Origin of the sequence: Kitasatospora sp. NPDC056446 (genome assembly GCF_042796115.1) — a bacterium.
Taxonomy (GTDB): domain Bacteria; phylum Actinomycetota; class Actinomycetes; order Streptomycetales; family Streptomycetaceae; genus Kitasatospora.
Map to the genome: position 1 here is coordinate 296,647 of NZ_JBHTRF010000001.1, position 19,189 is coordinate 315,835.

Genomic DNA, 19,189 nt, shown 5'->3' on the forward strand with positions numbered 1-19,189 from the left:
ACCCGCCATTCATAACCGCCGGCCACCCCGCCGGGCACGGGTGCTCCCGGGGTGTGTCGGACCACCCGGCCCCGGGGCACGGGATCCGGTGACGCGGTCAGCCCCCGGTGGGGCGGCCGCACCGGGTCAGGTGCAGTGGATCTTCCCGCAGTTCGGCGTCGGGATCCTGTTCTGGCTTCCCTGCTGCCACTGAAGACGCGGGATGGAGGCGGCCAGGGACATCAGGATGTCGAAGCCGATCTGGGCGAGGTTGAACGGGGGCAGACCCATCGCCACCTCCGCGTTCTGCAGCGCCCGGTCGTCGATCCACCAGATCGACAGGGTGCCGGTCTGGTTGACGTTCAGCCAGGCCCCGGGGTGGTTCTCGGTGCCGGAGCCCCAGCAGACCCGGCCGCCGTCGCCGTAGACCACGAAGTTGCCGTCCAGCTGCATGGAGGCGCGCCGCCCGCAGCCGGTGCTGCCCGGTGCCGTCCACTCGACGGCCGAGTTCTCCCGGCCGGTGAAGTCGCTGACCCAGGAGTAGACGAGTTCCAGCGTGCCGTCGTCCCGCATCTGGAGGGTGGTCCACTGGTCGGCGTTGCCGCTGGTGATCGCGTTGCCGCGGCAGAGGTTCCAGCCCTTCCACATCCAGCCGTTGCGCTGCTCGGCGCCCGGCGGCTGGCTGCCGCAGCTGTCGGGCTGCGGGCCGCCACCGCCGGTGTTGCCACCGCCACCGCCACCGCCGGTGTTGCCACCGCCACCGCCACCGCCGGTGTTGCCACCGCCTCCGGAACCGCCGCCGGTGTTGCCGCCGCCGCCACCGCCGCCCGGGGTCGGCCCGGCCTGGATGTTGTCCAGCCGCCAGCGCTGCTTGTCGGAGCCGTCGCACCGCCAGACGCCGAGCTGTTCGCCGGCGTTGTTCGCGGTCAGGCAGCCGCCGTCGGTGTCGCTGATGAGCCAGTACCAGCCGCCCCCGGCGTCGTGGAACGTCCACCGCTGGTTGTTGTTGCCCGACTGGTTCTGGATCAGGTGGGCTCGGTGGTTGCCGGGGTCGTGGTCCATGACCATGCCCTGGCCCGGGGCGGCCTTGCCGTCGGTGAGCAGGGTCTCGATGATCCACCGGCCGTTGCCGGCGTCCCAGAAGGCCCACCGCTGTGCGGGGTTCCCGTTGCCGCCCAGGGCCTTGATCGAGGTGCCCGAGGCGGTGCTGCCGCCGTCGAGGTCGGCGACCATGCCGTTGTTGTTCGACCGCAGGGCCGCGACCTGGCTGCTGCCGATGCCCGGCCGGATCACCGGGCCGGTGGACGAGCCCGGCTGCTGGCCCGGCTGCGAGCCCGGCTGGCCCGGCTGGGGCTGCTGCGGTGCGGTCGGGCCGTTCGCGACGTTGTCCAGCCGCCACTTCTGCCGGTTGGTGCCGTCGCAGGGGCTGACGGCGAGGGCTTCGCCGGGGTTGTTGGCGGTGAGGCAGTTGTTGTCGGTGTCGCTGGTGATCCAGAGCCAGCCGCCGCCCGCGTCCCGGAACGCCCAGTGCTGGTTGGCGTTGCCGTCCATGGTGCGGATGAGGTGGGTACGGTGGTTGCCCGGGTCGTGGTCCATGACCATGCCCTGGCCGGGCGCGGTCTTGCCGTCGGTGAGCAGGGTCTCCAGGATCCACCGGCCGTTCGCGGTGGTCCAGAAGGCCCAGCGCTGGGCGTCGTTGCCGTTCGGGGCGAGGGCCTTGATCGACGTGCCGGAGTTGGCCACGCCGCCGTCGAGGTCCGCCACCATCCCGTTGTTCGCGGACGTCAGGGTGGCGACGCGGTTGTCCGCGACCCCGGGGTTGACCACCGCGCCCGTCGCCGGGCTGGGTGCGCTGGGGCCCTGCGCGGAGTTGTCGAGCCGCCACCGCTGGCGGTCGGAGCCGTCGCAGGGGCTGACGGCGAGGGCTTCGCCGGAGCCGGTGGCGGTGAGGCAGTTGTTGTCGGTGTCGCTGGTGATCCAGAACCAGCCGTTGCTGGCGTCGTGGAAGGCCCAGTGCTGGTTGGCGTTGCCGTCCATGGTGCGGATGAGGTGGGCTCGGTGGTTGCCCGGGTCGTGGTCCATGACCATGCCCTGGCCGGGCGCGGTCTTGCCGTCGGTGAGCAGGGTCTCCAGGATCCACCGGCCGTTGCCGGCGTCCCAGAAGGCCCAGCGCTGGGCGTCGTTGCCGTTCGGGCCGAGGGCCTTGATCGCGGTGCCCGAGCCGGTGTTCGCACGGTCCAGGTCCGCCACCATCCCGTTGTTCGCCGAGCGCAGCGTCGCCACCTGGTTGTTGCGGACCCCGGGGTTGACGGCCGGGCCGGTGGCCGGGTTGGGCGGGTTGGGCTGACCGGGCGGGTTCGGGCCGTTGGAGACGTCTCCGAGGCGCCACTTCTGCCGGTTGGTGCCGTCACAGGGGTTGATGGCGAGGGCTTCGCCGGAGCCGGTGGCGGTGAGGCAGTTGTTGTCGGTGTCGCTGGTGATCCAGAACCAGCCGCCGCCCGCGTCGTGGAAGGCCCAGTGCTGGTTGGCGTTGCCGTCCATGGTGCGGATGAGGTGGGTGCGGTGGTTGCCCGGGTCGTGGTCGATCACCATGCCCTGGCCGGCGGCGGTCTTGCCGTCGGTGAGCAGGGTCTCGATGATCCAGCGGCCGTTCGCGGTGGTCCAGAAGGCCCAGCGCTGGGCGTCGTTGCCGTTCGGGCCGAGGGCCTTGATCGACGTGCCCGAGCCGGTGTTCGCACCGTCGAGGTCCGCCACCATCCCGTTGTTCGCCGAGACCAGCCCGGCCACCTGCCCGGCCCCGATGCCCGGGTTGACCACCGGGCCGCTGCCCGGCTTCGGCGCCGGCGGCTGGGCCGCCCTGGGCGGCACGCTGCCCAGGCCCCAGCGCTGCGAGTCGGTGGAGTTGCAGTCCCAGATCTGCAGGGCGGTGCCGTTCACGGCGGTGCCGTCCTTCACGTCCAGGCACTTGCCCGAGTTCGGGTTGACCAGCGAACTGTCCTTCCCCTGCTGCCAGTTCTGCGCGACGCTGCCGTTGCAGCCGTACAGGCCCACCCGGGTGCCGGCGGCGGTGCCGCTCCCGGCCACGTCGAGGCACTTGCCGAACGCCTTCAGGGCGAAGACGCCACTGCTCGCGGACGGGCTCCACCGCTGGGAGTCGGTGCCGTTGCAGTCGTACAGCTGGACCGGGGTGTTGTCGGCGGTGTTCCCGCCGGTGACGTCCAGGCACTTGCCGGGGAACGCCGAGTAGACGGGCGCAGCGGCACCGCCGCCGGTGCCCCCGCCGGGGTTGCCACCGGTGCCGCCGCCGGGGTTGCCGCCGTTTCCGGTGCCGTCGGTCGGGCCGGTCAGGCGGAACTTCTGCTGGTCGGAGCCGTTGCAGGCGCTGACCGTCAGCGGCCGGCCGGCGGCCGACAGGGTCAGGCAGCCTCCGCCGTCACCGTTGGTGATCGTCGACGACCCGTTCCCGGCGTCGGCGAACTTCCAGAGCCGGTCCGCCCGGTCCGCCGCCGCGGCCTGGAGGGAGGTCTGGTGGGTGCCCGTGTCCTGGGCGAGGACCATCCGCTCCTGCGGGCGGCTGCCGCCGTAGGTGAGCCGGGTCTCGATCAGCCAGTTGCCGTTGCCGCGGTCCCAGAACGCCCAGCGCTGGGCGTCGGTGCCGTTCGGCTGCCAGGCCTGGACGGGCGTACCGGCGGCGGGCACGGAGGACCGCACGTCCGGCACCAGCTGCGGGTCGGCCACGGACGCGAGGCCGATACCCTGCGCCGGATCCGGCCGCTGACCGCCGTCGGACCCGCCGGGGCCGCCACCGGGACCGGTGCCGGGACCGGTGCCGGGACCGCCCGGGCCGAAGCTCCAGGAGGGGAAGCTGGGCAGCGGGGGGAAGCCGGGCAGGCCGATCGCGGGGAGCGCGGGGATGGGGCCGCCGCCCGGGCCGCCGCCGGGGCCGCCGCCGGGGTTGCCGCCGGTGCCGGGGTCGGTGCCGGGGTCGGAGGTCGGGCTTGTGCTCGGGTTCGGGGACGTGCTCGGGGACGGGGACGTGCTCGCGGACGGGCTCGGGCTCGGGCTGGCGCTCGGGGACGTACTCGCGGACGTGCTCGGCGTCGGTGTCGTCGGCGTCGGACTCGGACTCGGTTCGCGCGTCCGGCAGTCGCGCGAGGGCGTCGGGGTGGGCGTGGGAGTCGGCACCGGCGTCTGCCCGGGGTCCGGCCGGCCCGGCTGGGCGGGCAGCTCGGCCCCGGTCGGCGGCGGCGGGGTGGCCGGCGCGCCCGGGAAGCCGGACGTGGACGGCCACGGAGTGTGCGGGAGGCCGGGCAGCGAGGGCCACGGCACGCCCGGGAAGCCGGGGACCGACGGCCAGGTCCATGACGGGAAGCCGGTATCGGTCGGCCACGCGAAGTCCGGCAGCGTGGGCGCGCCCGGCCAGGAGACGGCGGGCATGGCCGGGTGGCCGGGCCACGGAACGTCCGGGTGCCCCGGGAGCGCGGGCCACTTCACGTCCGGGTGGCCGGGGACGGTCGGCCAGGTGAGCTCGGGGTGCCCGGCGACGCTCGGCGCGGCGGGCTTCGGCCGCCCGGGGAGTGTCACCTCGCTACCGGGATCGGCGCCCGGGGTCGCGGCCGTCGGGAGCACCGGCCACGGCACACCGGAGGTGCCCGGCATGACCGGCCACGGGATGTCCGGGCGACCGGGGACCGACGGCCACGGGGTCGGGGTGTCGCCGAGCACCGGCGGCGGCCACGCGGTCACCGGCAGCTGCGGCGCCCCCGGCCAGTCGACCTGCGGCAGGTCCGGGTGCCCCGGCAGGGGGACGTCCGGGTAGCCGGGGACGGACGGCCACGGGATGCCCGGGGCGCCCGGGAGCGCGGGCCAGGTGAGCTCGGGGTGCCCCTTGACCGTCGGCCAGTTCAGGGCGGGGAAGCCGGGAACCGTCCGCCCGGCGCCCGGCCCGGACGGATCGGGCTTCGTGCACGGGGCGGACAGCGTCCACTTCTGGGCCGTCCCGCCGTCGCACGGCTGGGCGCTCAGCCCGGTGGATTCCTGCCCGGCCATGGTCAGGCACCGCTGGTCGGCGGCGCTGACGACGGTGAACGTGCCGTCACCGACCGGCTTGAACTGCCACTGCTGGTTCGGGCCGCCGTTCGGCTTCCCGGCGCCGTCGTTCTGCAGCGGCCCCAGGACGGTGGCGTGGGAGTAGAGGTCCTGCTGGAGGACGGCGCCCTGGGCGAGTCCGGTCTCCAGGGCGAAGCCGCCGCCCGGCACCGCGCGCAGGCGCCAGTTCTGCGAGGTGGTGCAGTTGCGCGAATAGGCCTGTACGGCCGTGCCGTTCGCGGTGGCGCCGTTGCGCACGTCCAGGTCGTAGGCGGGGCTGTACGCGGAGGCGGCGGCGGACAGTTGGACCACCGCCCCGTCGGCGGGCAGCGGCCCGCCGGGCGCGCCGCTCGCGGGGGCGCTCGTCGGGGCGTTCGTCGGGGTGTCCGTCGCGGCGCTCGCCGGGTCGCCCGTCGGATCGCTCGCCGCGAGCCCGGCCGCGGTCACGCCGGCCGCGGCGGGCGGCGCGCCGGCCGAGGCCGCCTTCGGCGAGGCGCCCCCGCCGGCCGACAGCATGGTCTGCCGCAGCGCGGCCCGGGCCTGCGGAGCGGGGACGGTGGGCTGCTGCGCGCAGGGCTCCTGCCGCAGACAGGCGTCCGTGTCCTTGGCGTTCGGCGCCGGGGCACCGACCTGGGCGGTCTGGCTCCAGCCCGGCGCGGTGACGTCCTCCGGACGCACCTCCACGTGGTTCACGGCGGGGTTCGTGAGGGGGCCGGTGGCCTCCCACCTCTCGCCGATCTTGGTTCTCCTGCGGCTCTCGGGGTCCTCGGCGCTGTACTTCTCGACCTTGTCGATCTGCCACGCCTTGAGGACGTCCCCCGCCGGGATCGAGCCGATCGCGGCCCACTCCGACTCGGACGCCCCCGTGGCCGGAATCGGATTGCCGACCGCACCGAACTGGTCGGGGATGTAGAAGAAGTTCCCGTTCGGCCTGATCTCGTAGATCAGGCCGGAGCGCCGGTAGCTCCTCGTCCCGTCCTTCTCGTCGACGATCTGTGAGATCCCGTCGATGGCGAACCTGTACGCCACCGACGAATCGTCCGTGGTGCTGACGTAGCCGCTGTTGTCCGTGCCGTTGGCGTCCTTGCCGCTGACGTGCCGGCGCAGGTCGTAGACCGGCTGCCCGGCCCGGACACCACGCGAGACGAGGCCGTCACGGAACACGGCGGCCGGGTCCGTCGCGGCGTCGCTGTTGCGGGTGCCGACGGTGAGCGGGGCGTCTTCTATCCGGTTCAGCGAGACGCCGCGGTAGACGACGCCGGTCGGGCGTTCCCTGCTGGCGTTCAGGCAGGGATGCAGGGTGGGCCCGGGGCCGGGGTTCACCGCGGTGGCGCGCGGCGGATCGATCAGGCCGGTGGCCAGGAGCGATGCCGACACCGTCAGCGCGAGCAGCGCGATCGGGCCGGATCTCCGCCGGCGACGGGCCGGGGAGGGGTGGGGGTGGGGGTGGGGACTGTTCGGACGCATCGCGTCTGCGAACCCTCTTTCGAGCAGGTCGGAGGACACCCGGGACCGGGTGCTGTGCGCCATCGAACGCGGAGCCGGTAGACAAGCGATCAACGCACCGGCCCGGCCCGGGCGGGACCGGCTCAGCGCCAGTGCACGACCACGTGCGAGACGAGGAACTGCACCGCCCAGATCACGGCGCTCGCACCGACGGTGGACCCGACCCCGACCACCAGCTGCTCACCCAGGCGTCCCGGACGCCACCCCGCCCCAGCCCGGCCCCGCTGCGCCTCCTCCCGTTCCTGTTCCCGCTCCCGCTCCCGCTCCCGCTCCCGCTCCCGCGAGGGCAGTGACGGCTGCGACCGCCGCTCCACCCCGTCCCAGCCCGAACCCGATGCGCCCCGCGCCCCACCCGGCGAGCCCGACTCGTCCACGCTCTGCTTCTCCGTTCCTTCGTGTTCCTCGTGCATCGGACGGGAGGGCGGTCCGGCAGCACCTGCCGTCCCCACCCGCCGTCCCCGCCCGGGCTGTCCGGGCCGTCGCCTACGCTTCCGCCAGACGCCGGCGTTGCACCAGCCGCAACGGTTGCCAATCGGATGCAACGCCGGAGAACCTGACGAGGGGGCAGCGTGCTGGAGAAACCGACCGGGCGACCCGAACGGCGCGGGCGGGACAACGAGCCCGAAGTCGAGGCCTTCGTCGGCTTCCTGCACCAGCTCTTCGAGGCCCTCGGCATCTCGCTCACCAGGCTCTCCACCCGGGTCTGCCGGGACAAGGGGTCGGTCTCCCGCTACCTCAGCGGCGAGCGGATCGCTCCCACGGACTTCGTCGACGCCCTCCTGCAACAGGTCGCCGAACTCAACGGCAACCCCGTCACCGACAGCGTCCGGGCCCAGGCCCACCAGCTGCGCCTGGAGGCGTTGCGGGTGCGCAACCCCTCCCACCACCAGCTCGACCGGCTCCGGGAGAGCCTGGGCGCGGCCGAACGCGAACTCCACCGCGCCAGCGTGCGGGAACGCGTCCTGCTCCGCGCCCTGGAAGCGGTCGAGGAGCAGGCCCGGCAGGCCGAACAGCGCTACCGGCAGCTGGAGACCGACTGGGCAGCGGCCCGCTACGCCTCGGGATCCTCCGAACTCGACCTCTATGCCGGGCCCGACGGAGCGGACGAGCTCAGGGAGGAGATCCTCGGACTCAAGACCGAACTCGAAGCCCTGCGGGAGGAGTTGCTGCGCGCCCGGGCGCTGAAGCACGAGGCGGAGGAGCAGTGCCTGCGGCTGGAGGCCCGCCTGCTCGCCGCCGAGGACGCCCTCAAGGCCGAGCGCGACCGGGCACAGGCGCAGGCGGAGGCCGAGACGCAGGCCGAAGCCGCGAGGGAGGCCGAGCGGGCCGCGGCGGCGGAGGAGGCGGCAGCGAGGGAAGCGGCAGCACGGGAAGCGGCGACGGAGGCGGCACACTCCCGGGAACTGGTCGACTCGGAGACATCGCACCGGATCCTGATGGACCTCAACGCTGCCCGCAGCCTCGCGGGCACGCTGCAGGCCGTCGTCGAGGGCGCGGTGCACGGGCTCGGCTTCGACGCCGCCGCGGTCAGCCTGGTCCGCCCGGACGGCGACCTCGTGGTGGCAGCCGTCTGGGAGCTGGAGGAGAGCCCGATGGGCGGCCCCTCCGTCCTGCTCGGCCAGATCGGCTCCCGGCGCTCCTGGGACCGGCTGCTCGGCGTCAGCGACCACTGGGGCGGCCTGCGCTTCCTGCCGTACGGCCGCGGCTGGGCCGTCGCCGACGACATCCCGAGCTGGACCGGGAACGGCCCGCTGCCCGTGTACGCCGACGACTGGCACCCCTCCGACGCCCTCCTCGCCCCGATGTACAGCGCCGGCGGCGACCTGCTCGGCGTTCTCTCCGTGGACCGCCCGCGCAGCGGCAAACGGCCCGACCCGTCCGCCGCACAGGCGCTGGAGAGGTTCGCCGTGCAGGCGTCCATCGCGATCGGCAACGCCCGGCTGCGGGCCGAGATGCAGCGGGCGCTGGCCCGCATGGAGAAGGAGGAGCAGGCCCTGCGGGCCAGCGAGGAGAGCTTCCGTCAGGCCTTCGAGTACGCCCCCAGCGGGATGGCCATCACCGAACTGCACGGCACCGGGCGCGGCCTGCTCAGCAGGGTCAACGACGCGCTCTGCAACCTGCTCGGCCGCCCCCGCGCGGTGCTGCGCCGGCAGACCTTCGCCGACCTCGTCCACCCCGAGGACCGCGCCCTGCTGGAACACGCCAACGCCGACGGCGGCCGGGCCAACGTACGGCTGGTCCGGCGGGGCGGCGACTACCAGTGGGTACGGGTGCGGAACTCGATCGTGGCCGACGCGGGCGAGGGCCCGAGCTTCCTGCTCACCCACGTCGAGGACATCAGCGACTGGATACAGGACGGGGCCGGCCGCCCGGGGTGAGTCGGCGGCAGGACGGCGGCGTGACGGGGGCGGCCGCTCACGCCGTCTCACCGCATCGCTACCCGGCCTTTGATCGACGCCGGACACCCGCATAGGTTGACCTGATGAGGGGTGGACTGCGGGAACGATGGACGGGACAGCCGCCGTGGGCGCGACGGACGCTCGCGGTGTACCTGATCGGCTTCCTGGAGGGGACCTGCGCCCACCTCCTCGACCTGATCGGCGGTGGGATCCACGTCTACGCCTCCTTCGCGCCGCCGCCGCTCCAGGTGCTCTTCGTCAGCCTGGCCGTCCTCGACCCGACCGTCGCCGTCCTGGTGGCCCGCCTCCGGCCCGTCGGCGTCCGACTGGCCGGCGCCGTGATGGCCCTCGACGTCCTCGCCAACTGGATCGTCAACTGGCCCCGGCTGCAGGAGAACCCGGCCTGGCTCCTACGCCCCGTCGGCCTGCTGCCCATCACCCTCTTCGGCCTCTTCGTCCTCGCGACCGCCGGCCCGCTGCTCCGAGCCCTGAAGGCCGCACCATGCCTTTCCCGCCTCCCCGCGCCCGGCGCGTAGGGTCGGAGCATGCTCCTGTGGATCAACGGGCCGTTCGGCGGCGGCAAGACCCAGGCCGCGCACGAGATCCGGCGGCGGCTCCCCGGCAGCGTCGTCTGCGACCCCGAACACGTCGGGTTCGGCCTGCACCGCATGATGCCGCCCGCGCAACGGGGGGACTTCCAGGACCTCCCGGCCTGGCGGCAGGGCGTCTACGAGGTCCTGGACCGCGCCCTCACCGGGCACGACGGCACGGTCGTCGTGCCGATGACGGTCGTGGAACCGTCGTACTTCCGCGAAACGGTCGGCCGGCTGCGGGAACGCGGCCACGACGTCCGGCACTTCGCCCTGCTCGCCTCCCGGGAGACCGTGGTGCGGCGACTGCGGGAACGCGGCTTCGGACACGCCGTGCGGCTCTTCGCCGGGAAGGACGCTCCGCTGCGCCGGGAGAGCTTCGCCCTGTCCAAGCTCGACCTCTGCCTGGACCGCCTGCGCGGGGAGGAGTTCGCCGAGCACCTGTGGACCGACGACCTCACCGTCCCCCAGGTCGCCGACCACATCGCCGCCTCTTCCGGCCTGACACTCTCCCCGAACACCGACAGCGCCTGGCGGGGAACCCTTCGCCGGGCCTGGACGGGCGCCAAGCACATCCGCTTCGACTGACCCAGGCCCGGGCGCCACACCTCTGCCATGCGCGAGCGACACCTCCGCAGACGCGGCGAGGAGCGGATGAGGGACGCTTGTCACTGGCAGACCCCCGCAGGCACGGGGAAGATGGTGAGCCGTGTGACGTCGACTGCCTGCATTGGGGCTGACCCCCGCCGGAGCGGGGAGGACCTGCAAACGGTACGGCGGCCGAGACCCTGGGTCGGGCGACCTCTGCGGGGCCAGGTTTGTCCATCGCCTGGAGGGACGCCGTCCCAGTGCGGCCAGGCTCCGGGTCGGTAGGGCAACATGTGTCAGACGTTCGGGGTCCTGACTGTAACGATCAGGGTTCCGATGGCCCGTCGGTCGGCGCGTCGAGCATATCGGCTTGCACCGACTCGAACCGCTACGAAGAAGGAGGCCTGTCCACCTACGGGGGTGTAGGGAGTCGAACACCGACTCCTGGACGGCCCGCAAGCCGATACGCTCCATGCGCCGCCACTCGGTGTACAACGAGTCCACGGCTCGCGCGGCGGTGATCAGGTCCGGGAGCTGGTCTTCCGCCCCGCAAGCGCGGCACCACGTCCGGATGTCGTCCTCAACGGACCTGCTCACCCGCCGCGACGTTGGGGAACGTCACGTCGTACTCGTAGCGAATGTTCTCACTCACCGGCTCGGAGACGATCCGGACTCGACGGATCTCCACGCCGCGCGAGATTGCCTCGACCACCACGTCGAGCCACAGCTGCCACCAGGCCGACCGGACAGCCGGATCATGCCGAACGCCTCCGAACTCGGTGAGAGGCAAAGATCCACGCCCCGAACGACGCCCCCGGCGCCTACCAGCCCTCATTCGACACCGAGAGCCGAGCCGACCCCGATCCCGCCGGGGATCCGGGACACGCCTGTCGGCGTGTTGGCGTCACATGTTCCACAAGGCCGTCGTGGGGCGGGGAACGGGGGAAACGGACGTGGGCGGGACCTGGACGCCGTTCTCGAGGAAGTCCTTGATGGTGGCGTACCAGGGCTTGTAGTCGATCCCGTGGTCCGTCAGCAAGGCGTCGTCGTAGTACTCCTTCGTGTGACCATGTTCAGGTCCCTCTCCAGAGACGAACCGTCAGTCCCATCCCGTTTCATGGGCCGGACATCCGCGCCGTGGGTCCGGGTGGCCGGGCGACGAGGAGACCTGATCCGCCGTTGCGCGGTTCTGCGTCCCGAGCTCACCTGGGGTCGGAATGGCCGACATCGGCAGTCGTCAGAGAGGCGAGCCGACGGAACTGGCTTCGGAAGTAGAGGAGCGGATCTCCGCCGCACTGGGCGACGTCGGTGACCCGGCCGACGACGATGGTGTGGTCCCCGCCGGGGAGGACCTCGTGCACCCGGCAGTCGATCCAGGCCAGGGCGTCGACGAGGTGGGGGGTGCCGGATACGGGGGACGGACGCCACTCCACGCCGACGAAGCGGTCCTGCTGGGCGCTGCCGAAGCGCCGGCCGAGCGCCTCCTGGTCGGCGGCCAGGACGTTGGCGCTGAAGGCGCCGCTGCGAACGATCCGGGGCAGGCTCCGCGAGCCGTTCGCTGCCGCGAAGGTGACCAGCGCCGGCGCGAGCGACAGCGCGGTGAGGGATTGGCAGGTGAAGCCGAGCGGTCCGTCGTCCAGGGCGGTGATGACGGCGACGCCGGTGCAGAAGTGGCCCAGCGTGCTGCGGAGTTCTCGCTCGTCGGGGTCGGAGGCGTGCGAGGCCGACGTTCGTGTCGCGGCTGACGGGGCCCGCGGTGGCCGCAGGGCGGTGCGTGTGCCGGGTCCGATCGGACTGTCCATGCCCGTCACCGTCGGCGGGACCGCTATGCGACGCCTATACTGATCTCGTCGCTTCAGGGTGATGGTGGTGGGAGGTCGAGGGAGAGTCCGGTCCCGGCGAGGAAGCCGTCGAGGAGGTCGGAGCGGTACTGCAGCCGTTTGAGGCGGTTGCGGACGAGGGTTTCGAGCCGGTCGAGGGCGACGCTGGCAAGGTTCGCCAGACTGCGTTTGACGTGGGCCCACAGGTACTCGACCGCGTTCAGCTCGGGTGCGTATGCGGGCAGCACGAACACGGTCAGCCAGTCCCGGGCGTCGACCAGGTCGTGCATGGCATGGGAGACGTGGGTGTTCAGCCGGTCCCACACCAACACGATCGGTGCCTTGACCAGCTGATGGACCCCGTCTATCAGACCGATGTAGTCGCGCTCGGACAGGCTGCGGCGCTCGCCTTTGCGCCCGCTGTGCCGTCGCAGCCGGTGGCACATCCGGGTCCGTGAGCCCGGCCGCACGGCGATCAGGCCTGCGACGGAGACGCGTCCGGAGCCGCGGCCGCAGACTCTGACGACCGGGGTGACGCCGCGCCGTCCCCACGTGCGTCCCTTGGGCGGTCTGCGGGTGAACCCGGCCTCGTCCTCGAAACAGAGCCATCCGCCGCAGGCCGCCCGGGCGCTTTTACCTCCGCCCAGGTCACCTCCCTCCACGCGGTCACAACCTGCTCGTCGCGCTCGGCGGCCCGCCGCGCGGGGACCTGCGGCGTGAAGCCGAGCCGGCGCATCAGACGGGTGGCCCCCGAGACGCTGTACGACACGTGGAACTTGCGGCCGATCAGCGTCGCCACCCGCGCACCGGTCCACACCTGGTCCTGGTCCCAGCCGTGCGTGGCCGGCCCCTGCTCGAGGTACTCGGCGAGCTTGTCCTGGCACCGTGCCGACAGCTTGCACCGCTGCCCGCCCGGTCCCCGTGAAGCCAGCGCGCCGACCCCGGCCTCCCGCCAGGCCTGCTGCCACTGGTAGGCCGATTTCACGGTCACCCGCAACCTGCGTGCGACCTCCCTCGGAGGGACGCCTTCGTCGAACAACGCGGCGGCCTCCAGCCGCACCGCCTCGCGGCGCTGACGTGCCTTCGCCGTCAGTCCGCCCCCATCCGCATAGCGCATACCAACGGCATAGCGCGCAAATGACCGCCAGTCAGCTACACAAACAGGCCAATCACCTCAAAGCGCCAAGGTCAGTAAGTGATCGCCGAGCCCCGCTATAGGAACGCGATAGGGGCCGAGATGAGCCTCCCGCAGTGGACCGCGGCCTTCGTGAGTGGTCCGAGCATCTGCCGTGTACGTGCGGGACCGGTCGCGTGTGACGGTGCCCCGCAGCCTGTAGGCCGTTCTGGGAGCGTGAGTCGGTTGGCACATTCCGAGGTTCGCAACGACGTCCGCGACATCCGCATGCCGGTGACCGCCGCGCAACTGGGTGTGTGGGTGGCGCAGCGCATGGAGCCCGAGAGCCCGCTGTACCAGTGTGGCGTCCACTTCGAGGCCGAGGGCCTCGACCCCGGGCTGCTGCGCCGGGCCGTGGCCCTCGCGGTGGCGGAGACCGAGGCGCTGCGGGCCGGCTTCGGGGACGAAGGCGAGGTGTACCAGGTCGTCCGGGCCGAGGTGGACGCCGGGCTGACAGTGGTGGACCTGCGGGCCGAGGCGGAGCCGTCGGAGGCCGCCCGGCGTGGGTGGCGTCGGACCGTGAAGTGCGCCAGAGCCGCGCTGGGGTGGAGGAAGGGGAAGCGACCCCCGGGTTCACACTCTGGTGAGGGGAGGCAGGAGACAGCCGGGGAACGGACTCACCCGGTGCTCGACCGGCGGCATCGGCCGCGGCGGGAGCGAACAGGATCTGGCGAGGCGGATTGATTCCGTCTGATCGGTCGAGAGAAATGTTCGGCTGTGCGCCATTTGATTAGCCCCCGGTTTGCGTGCTCTGCGCTCATGCCCGGCAGACGCCTGTGTCGCCGGCGTGTGACGAGTCCTTCTGTGGGATGAGTCGGTCATTCCCGTCGTCTTGTGGCGAAGCGAGACCCGCGCCCGATCATGCCCGCAGAAAACGCAGGACAGCCAGGACGCGGCGGTGTCCGTCGGCGTCGACTGGCAGATCGAGCTTGGTGAAGATATTACCAATATGCTTGTTGATGGCAGCGTCGCTGATGAAAAGTTCCGCTGCCAAATTCGCGTTCGACCTACCTTGTGCCATCAGGCTCAGCACCTCCTTCTCGCGCGCGCTCAGCCGCGCCAGCGGATCCTGGCGAAGACGCACCAACTGGTGGATCACTTCCGGGTCCACCACCGTGCCGCCGGCGGCCACCCGGTCCAGGGTGGCCATGAAGTCGCTGACCGCTCCGATCCGCTCCTTCAACAGGTAGCCCACGGCGGCCCCGTTGTCCGAGTCCAACAGGCGTACCGCATAGGACTGTTCGACGTACTGGCTCAGCACCACCACCGGCAGCCCCGGGTGCTCCCGGCGCAGTGCCACGGCTGCGCGCAGTCCGTCGTCGCTGTTCGACGGCGGCATCCGCACATCCGTGACGATCAGGTCCGGCTGTTCGGCGCGGACGGCCTCGGCCAGGGCGTCCGCGTCGCCGACGGCCGCGACGGTGCGGTGCCCGAAGCGTTGCAGCAGGCCGACCAGGCCCTCCCGGAGCAGGACCGCGTCCTCGGCGACGATCACCCGAAGTGGCATGGGATCTCCACGTGTAACAGGGTCGGGCCACCCGTCGGGCTCGACACGCGCATGCGCCCGTCGACCGCGGTGAGGCGGTCGGCGAGTCCGGTCAGGCCACTGCCCAGGGCCGGGTCCGCGCCGCCGTGTCCGTCGTCCGAGATCTCCAGGACGAGAAGGTCGGCGTGGTAGCGCCCGGACACCTTCGCGCTCGCGGCGCCGCTGTGGCGGGCGATGTTGGTCATGGCCTCGCTGATCAGGTAATAGACATTGGTCTCGACGTGCCGGGGCAGTCGGCCGGGCAGGCTCAGGTCGACCTCGACCGGCAGCGGGAACCGGCTGGCCTGCTCCCGCACCGCGGCGGCCAGCCCGTGGTCCGTCAGCACCGGTGGATTCAGACCGCGGATCAGGGTGCGCAGTTCCTCGTGGGCGGCGGAGAGCTGCGCCTGTGCCTCGGTCAGCTGCGCGCTCAGCGGCGATCCCTCGGGCGTGTCCAGGTGCATGAGTCCGAGCGTCATCCCCAGGGAGATGAGCCGCTGCTGCGCGCCGTCGTGCAGATCCCGCTCGATCCGGACCCGTTCGGCATCGAAGGCGTCTATCAGCCGTACACGGGACGCGTGCACCTCCTGCAGCGCGCTGCCGAGCTCTTCGTCACGCGGGGCGAGCATGGTCCGGGCGAGCGCGGCGCGCGCTCCGGCCCAGGAGGTCACCGTGTACGGCGAGGCGAGCAGCACGAAGGCGCCGAAGACGGCCCACGGCCAGGTGTCGCCGTCGGCCGCCTCGAAGCTGAGCGCCGGCACCCCGAAGGAGAAGAAGAGCACGAGCAGGTCCAGCCACCACAGCGCGGCCGCCGACATCAGGGTGAAGCCCAGTTCGCGCCAGGTCACGGGCTCCGTCAGCCGGGTGGAGATCCATGCGCGCACTCCTCTCTCCTCCGGCTCCCGGTGGGGGTTCGGGGTGTCGTCCAGGTCGACCAGCCGCAGCCGGCGGCGCTCGATGGTGGCAACCGTCATCGAGGAGAGGACGACCCCCACCAACGGAGCCACCCCGACCAGGACGACCAGCAGCACCAGGCCGATCACCAGACCGGCGGCCAGCACCGCCACCGCGGCCGCCCCGACCAGCACCCCGCTCGCCAGGTAGGCGACCGAGCGCCACGGCCAACTGGAGGTCAGGAAGCTCAACGGATGTTGGGCCATCGCCTGCCAGGCCGTCTTGGGACGCATGCCAAGTACCCTAACCCGGGGGCGCGCACGGAAAGGTAGTGCTGGCAATACCTTTGGAGTAGGGCCCGGATCAATGCAGGTGGCCCGCTGAATCGGTGGAATGCTCTGTGTGACGACTACGAAGCAGGCACCCACGGCGGACGCGGTCCAGCTCTACACCGTTCGCAAGGTCTACGGCTCGGGCGAGCGGGCGGTGACCGCACTGGACGGCGTATCGCTCGGCTTTCCGCGGGGAACCCTCACCGCGATCATGGGACCGTCCGGTTCCGGGAAGTCCACCCTGCTCCAGTGCGCCGCCGGTCTGGACCAGCCGACCGACGGGCGGGTGATGGTGGCGGGAGTGGACATCGGCGCGCAGACCGAGCGCGAGCGGACCAAGCTGAGGCGTGACCACATCGGCTTCGTCTTCCAGGCCTTCAACCTGGTCGAGTCGCTGACCGCCGCGCAGAACGTCGAGCTGCCGTCGCGCTTCGCCGGCCGCAAGGTCAGCCGCGACCAGGTCGCCGAGGCACTGCGCGTCGTCGGGTTGGCCGACCGGGCCGGACACCGTCCGAGCCAGCTCTCCGGCGGCCAGCAACAGCGTGTCGCCCTCGCCCGGGCCCTGGTCACCCGCCCCGACGTGCTCTTCGCGGACGAGCCCACCGGCGCCCTGGACACCAAGACCTCGCGCGAAGTGCTGCTTCTGCTACGCCAGTTGGTCGACCAGGAGGAGCAGACCACGATCATGGTCACACACGACCCGGTCGCCGCCGCCATCGCCGACACCGTCGTCTTCCTCAAGGACGGCCGGATCGCCGACCGGGTGACCCTCAGCCCCGAGTCCACCGCCCGCAACGCCGCCGCCGTTTCGGCCCACATGACCCGCCTGGAGTCCTGATGCTGGTCATCGCCAACGTACGCGAGCGCTGGACGAGCTTCCTGGCCTCGTTCATGGCGGTCCTGGTCGGCGTCGCGTTGATCTCGACCACCCTGGTGATCTACGACTCGGCCAAACCGACGGTCCTGCCGCGGCTGGAGGCCGCCACCGCGCTGGTACTCCCGGTACAGGCCACCGACCGCAACGGCAGCCCCAAGGACCGGATCCCATGGAGCAAGGCCGAAGCGGACGCGCTCATCGGCAAGCTGCGCTCGGTGCCCGGTGTGGGCTCCGTCGTGATCGACCGCACCTTCTACGCCCAGGCCTTCCGGGACGGCGCACCGGTCCGCGACGACGGAGCCGCGGACGCCGGCCACGGCTTCTCCAGCACCGGACTGGCCCCGTACCGGCTGGTCTCCGGCCGGGCCCCGAACACCGCCGACGAAGTGGCGGTCGACCGGGCGCTGGGCGTCGAGGCGGGCCGGAAGCTCACCGTGAACCTCACCGCCGGACGCAGCGACTTCACGGTGGTCGGCACGGTCGACGGCCCCGGCTTCTACTTCAGCGACGAGAGCGCCGCTCAGCGGGAACCCGGGGTGGGAGTGATCGCTCTGCTGGCCGCCCCCGGCGCGGCGGCAGGTGAGCTGACCGCGGCGGCCCGCGCCGCCGTCGGGGACCAAGGCAGCGTGGTCTCGGGCGACGGGCGCTCCACGATCCAGCCCCAGTACCTCGACCACAAGCGCTTCCTCGGCACTCAACTGATCGCCGCGATGGCCACGTTGGGCCTGTTCACCACCGCGTTCGTGGTCGCCTCCATGCTGGTCCTGGCGACCGGCCTGCGGCGCCGCGAGATCGGTCTGCTGCGGATGATCGGCGCAAGCCCCGCGCAGGTGCGCCGGATGGTCCTGGGCGAGGCGGCCGCCGTGGGCCTGCTCGGGTCGGTGGCCGGCTGCCTGGCCGGCATCGCGGCCGCACCGCTGCTGCGCGACATCCTGCTCCGCCTGGACGTGGCCCCGCCGGACATGGCGGTGCGGGTGGCGGCGTGGCCGCTGCTCACGGCCACCGCGATCGGCGTCGGCGTCAGCGTGATCGGCGCGTGGGCGGCGAGCCGGCTGGCCGCCAGGGTGGCCCCGTTGGAGGCGCTGCTCGAGAGCCGCTCCGGCAACCGGTCGATGAGCCGCGCCCGGTTGTCCTCCGGCCTGGTGGTGCTCGGCCTCGGGGCGGTGCTCGCGGTGATGACCGCCACCGCCGCTGCGGACAACCGGGTCAACATGGCGATCGCGGCCACCATGGTGCTGATCGTGGCCGCCGCACTGCTCGCCCCGGTCTTCGTCGGGCCGGTGGGCAGGGCGGTGACCAGTCCCTTCGGACGCTCGGGTTCGGCCGGTCCGATGCTCATCCGGGCGGAGCTGACCGCGAGTTCGCGCCGCGCCGCCTCGATGGCGGCGCCCGTGATCGCGGCGGTCGGGTTCGCCGTCCTGCTCAGCGGCATGGTCGAGACGATGCGGGTGGCCTATCCGGCCGGAGACGCGCTGAAGCTCGCGGGCCAGGCGATCGTGACCAATGACGGCACCCCGGGCAACACCGACGAGGTGGTCGCCGCCAACCCGGTGGGCAAGGCCGCCCTGCCGACCCGCGCGTTCGTGCACAAGGCGGACGGTTCCACCGTGGTGATCGACGCCCTGGGATCGCGTGATCCGAACTGGGGCCGACCCGGCGAGGCGGTGCTCGGGGAGTCCGTCGCCACCTGGCTCGGCGTCAAGGCCGGTGACCAGTACCCGGTGCGCTTCGCGGACGGGACCACCGTGCGACTGCGCATCGCCGAGGTCCTGCCGGACGACCCCGCGCGCGGTGACTTCGTGATGTCCCGCAGCCTGGTGCGGAGCCATGACCCGGCCGCGCTGAACGACGACGTCTTCGTCCCCGAACAGGTGAAGCCGGTCGCGATCCCCGGGACCGCCACCCACGACGCCGTCGAGTACGCCCTGGACAGCTACAACACGGACGCCCGGCTGACCGACAGCCTCGCCGCGATGCTGATCGCCATCGCGGTCGGCTACAGCGGGATCGCCGTTGCCAACAGCATGGCGATGGCCGCACACGGCCGGCGCCGCGACTTCGCGGTGATGAAGTCCGCCGGCGGTACGATCAAACAGCTGCTGGCGTTCGCCGTCGGGGAGACCTCCCTGGTGGTCGGCATCGGTGCGGTGCTCGGCGTCCTGGTGACGCTGCCGCCGCTGTCCGGAATGGCCTCCGGGCTCTCCCAGGTCACCAAGGCGGACGTCGGGCTCCACCTGAACCTCTCCACGCTGGCCGCGGTGATCCTCGGATCACTGGCCCTGGCGATCGCCGCGAGCGCGGTGGTCACCTGGAAGACCATGCGCCGCGCGGAGATCTGAGACGGGCGCTGCTCCGGGACACCCCCGACCCGGAGCAGCGCTCCCGCCTTTCCGGCCCCGTACCGTGCGCCGCTCTTC

The 19,189-nt window shown here is 72.3% G+C and carries 13 protein-coding genes and 2 pseudogenes; 6 read left to right on the top strand and 9 right to left on the bottom strand.

The window, feature by feature from the left end; all coding sequences use genetic code 11:
• Positions 1-126: 126 nt before the first annotated feature.
• A complete protein-coding gene (locus ACFQ6N_RS01460) occupies positions 127-6,534 on the bottom strand; it encodes an RICIN domain-containing protein (RefSeq protein WP_380646102.1) in 6,408 nt (2,135 codons plus the stop codon).
• A gap of 122 nt (positions 6,535-6,656) precedes the next feature.
• A complete protein-coding gene (locus ACFQ6N_RS01465; RefSeq protein ID WP_380646103.1) occupies positions 6,657-6,983 on the bottom strand; it encodes a hypothetical protein in 327 nt (108 codons plus the stop codon).
• A gap of 159 nt (positions 6,984-7,142) precedes the next feature.
• Here ACFQ6N_RS01465 and ACFQ6N_RS01470 point away from each other — a divergent pair, with 159 nt between their 5' ends.
• From ACFQ6N_RS01470 to ACFQ6N_RS01480, 3 genes are all read left to right on the top strand, one after another.
• Positions 7,143-8,951, top strand: a complete 1,809-nt coding sequence (locus ACFQ6N_RS01470; protein WP_380646104.1) for a PAS domain S-box protein — start codon at positions 7,143-7,145, stop codon at positions 8,949-8,951.
• Between the two features lie 104 nt (positions 8,952-9,055).
• Positions 9,056-9,508, top strand: a complete 453-nt coding sequence (locus ACFQ6N_RS01475) for a hypothetical protein (protein WP_380646105.1) — start codon at positions 9,056-9,058, stop codon at positions 9,506-9,508.
• A gap of 9 nt (positions 9,509-9,517) precedes the next feature.
• Entirely contained in the window at positions 9,518-10,150 is a 633-nt protein-coding gene (locus tag ACFQ6N_RS01480; protein ID WP_380646106.1) for an AAA family ATPase, read from the top strand.
• 583 nt (positions 10,151-10,733) lie between these two features.
• Here ACFQ6N_RS01480 and ACFQ6N_RS01485 read toward each other — a convergent pair.
• From ACFQ6N_RS01485 to ACFQ6N_RS01505, 5 genes and pseudogenes are all read right to left on the bottom strand, one after another.
• A pseudogene (locus ACFQ6N_RS01485) lies at positions 10,734-10,919 on the bottom strand (DUF6879 family protein); the annotation flags it as partial.
• A gap of 135 nt (positions 10,920-11,054) precedes the next feature.
• The gene (locus tag ACFQ6N_RS01490) at positions 11,055-11,189 is read right to left on the bottom strand and encodes a hypothetical protein (protein ID WP_380646107.1); all 135 of its coding nucleotides are present in this window, start codon (positions 11,187-11,189) and stop codon (positions 11,055-11,057) included.
• A 163-nt stretch (positions 11,190-11,352) separates the two neighbouring features.
• A complete protein-coding gene (locus ACFQ6N_RS01495) occupies positions 11,353-11,952 on the bottom strand; it encodes a flavin reductase family protein (protein ID WP_380646109.1) in 600 nt (199 codons plus the stop codon).
• 53 nt (positions 11,953-12,005) lie between these two features.
• Positions 12,006-12,785, bottom strand: a complete 780-nt coding sequence (locus tag ACFQ6N_RS01500) for a transposase (protein ID WP_380646110.1) — start codon at positions 12,783-12,785, stop codon at positions 12,006-12,008.
• Positions 12,683-13,087: pseudogene (locus ACFQ6N_RS01505) on the bottom strand (transposase); the annotation flags it as partial. The gene ACFQ6N_RS01500 and the pseudogene ACFQ6N_RS01505, both read right to left, overlap by 103 nt.
• Positions 13,088-13,330: 243 nt before the next feature.
• Between ACFQ6N_RS01505 and ACFQ6N_RS01510 the strand changes: the two are divergent.
• A complete protein-coding gene (locus ACFQ6N_RS01510) occupies positions 13,331-13,828 on the top strand; it encodes a condensation domain-containing protein (RefSeq protein ID WP_380646111.1) in 498 nt (165 codons plus the stop codon).
• Between the two features lie 175 nt (positions 13,829-14,003).
• On the opposite strand, the gene ACFQ6N_RS01515 is transcribed toward ACFQ6N_RS01510, so the two are convergent.
• Both ACFQ6N_RS01515 and ACFQ6N_RS01520 read right to left on the bottom strand, forming a co-directional pair.
• Positions 14,004-14,651 (bottom strand): response regulator, encoded by a 648-nt coding sequence (locus ACFQ6N_RS01515; RefSeq protein ID WP_380646112.1) that lies wholly within the window; start codon positions 14,649-14,651, stop codon positions 14,004-14,006.
• Positions 14,636-15,856, bottom strand: a complete 1,221-nt coding sequence (locus ACFQ6N_RS01520) for a sensor histidine kinase (protein ID WP_380646113.1) — start codon at positions 15,854-15,856, stop codon at positions 14,636-14,638. The genes ACFQ6N_RS01515 and ACFQ6N_RS01520 overlap by 16 nt, the downstream gene beginning before the upstream one ends.
• A gap of 109 nt (positions 15,857-15,965) precedes the next feature.
• Here ACFQ6N_RS01520 and ACFQ6N_RS01525 point away from each other — a divergent pair, with 109 nt between their 5' ends.
• Both ACFQ6N_RS01525 and ACFQ6N_RS01530 read left to right on the top strand, forming a co-directional pair.
• Positions 15,966-16,733, top strand: coding sequence for an ABC transporter ATP-binding protein (locus ACFQ6N_RS01525; protein ID WP_380646114.1), 768 nt, complete (start codon positions 15,966-15,968; stop codon positions 16,731-16,733).
• Positions 16,733-19,111 carry an FtsX-like permease family protein gene (locus tag ACFQ6N_RS01530; protein ID WP_380646115.1) on the top strand — a complete coding sequence of 793 codons (2,379 nt, stop codon included), beginning with the start codon at positions 16,733-16,735 and terminating at the stop codon, positions 19,109-19,111. The genes ACFQ6N_RS01525 and ACFQ6N_RS01530 overlap by 1 nt, the downstream gene beginning before the upstream one ends.
• Positions 19,112-19,189: the final 78 nt, after the last annotated feature.

Coding starts and splice junctions, on each gene's coding strand:
- ACFQ6N_RS01460 (WP_380646102.1), bottom strand. CDS start 6,534: ATGCGTCCGAACAGTCCCCACCCCCACCCCCACCCCTCCCCGGCCCGT.
- ACFQ6N_RS01465 (WP_380646103.1), bottom strand. CDS start 6,983: ATGCACGAGGAACACGAAGGAACGGAGAAGCAGAGCGTGGACGAGTCG.
- ACFQ6N_RS01475 (WP_380646105.1), top strand. CDS start 9,056: ATGAGGGGTGGACTGCGGGAACGATGGACGGGACAGCCGCCGTGGGCG.
- ACFQ6N_RS01480 (WP_380646106.1), top strand. CDS start 9,518: ATGCTCCTGTGGATCAACGGGCCGTTCGGCGGCGGCAAGACCCAGGCC.
- ACFQ6N_RS01495 (WP_380646109.1), bottom strand. CDS start 11,952: ATGGACAGTCCGATCGGACCCGGCACACGCACCGCCCTGCGGCCACCG.
- ACFQ6N_RS01515 (WP_380646112.1), bottom strand. CDS start 14,651: ATGCCACTTCGGGTGATCGTCGCCGAGGACGCGGTCCTGCTCCGGGAG.
- ACFQ6N_RS01520 (WP_380646113.1), bottom strand. CDS start 15,856: ATGCGTCCCAAGACGGCCTGGCAGGCGATGGCCCAACATCCGTTGAGC.
- ACFQ6N_RS01530 (WP_380646115.1), top strand. CDS start 16,733: ATGCTGGTCATCGCCAACGTACGCGAGCGCTGGACGAGCTTCCTGGCC.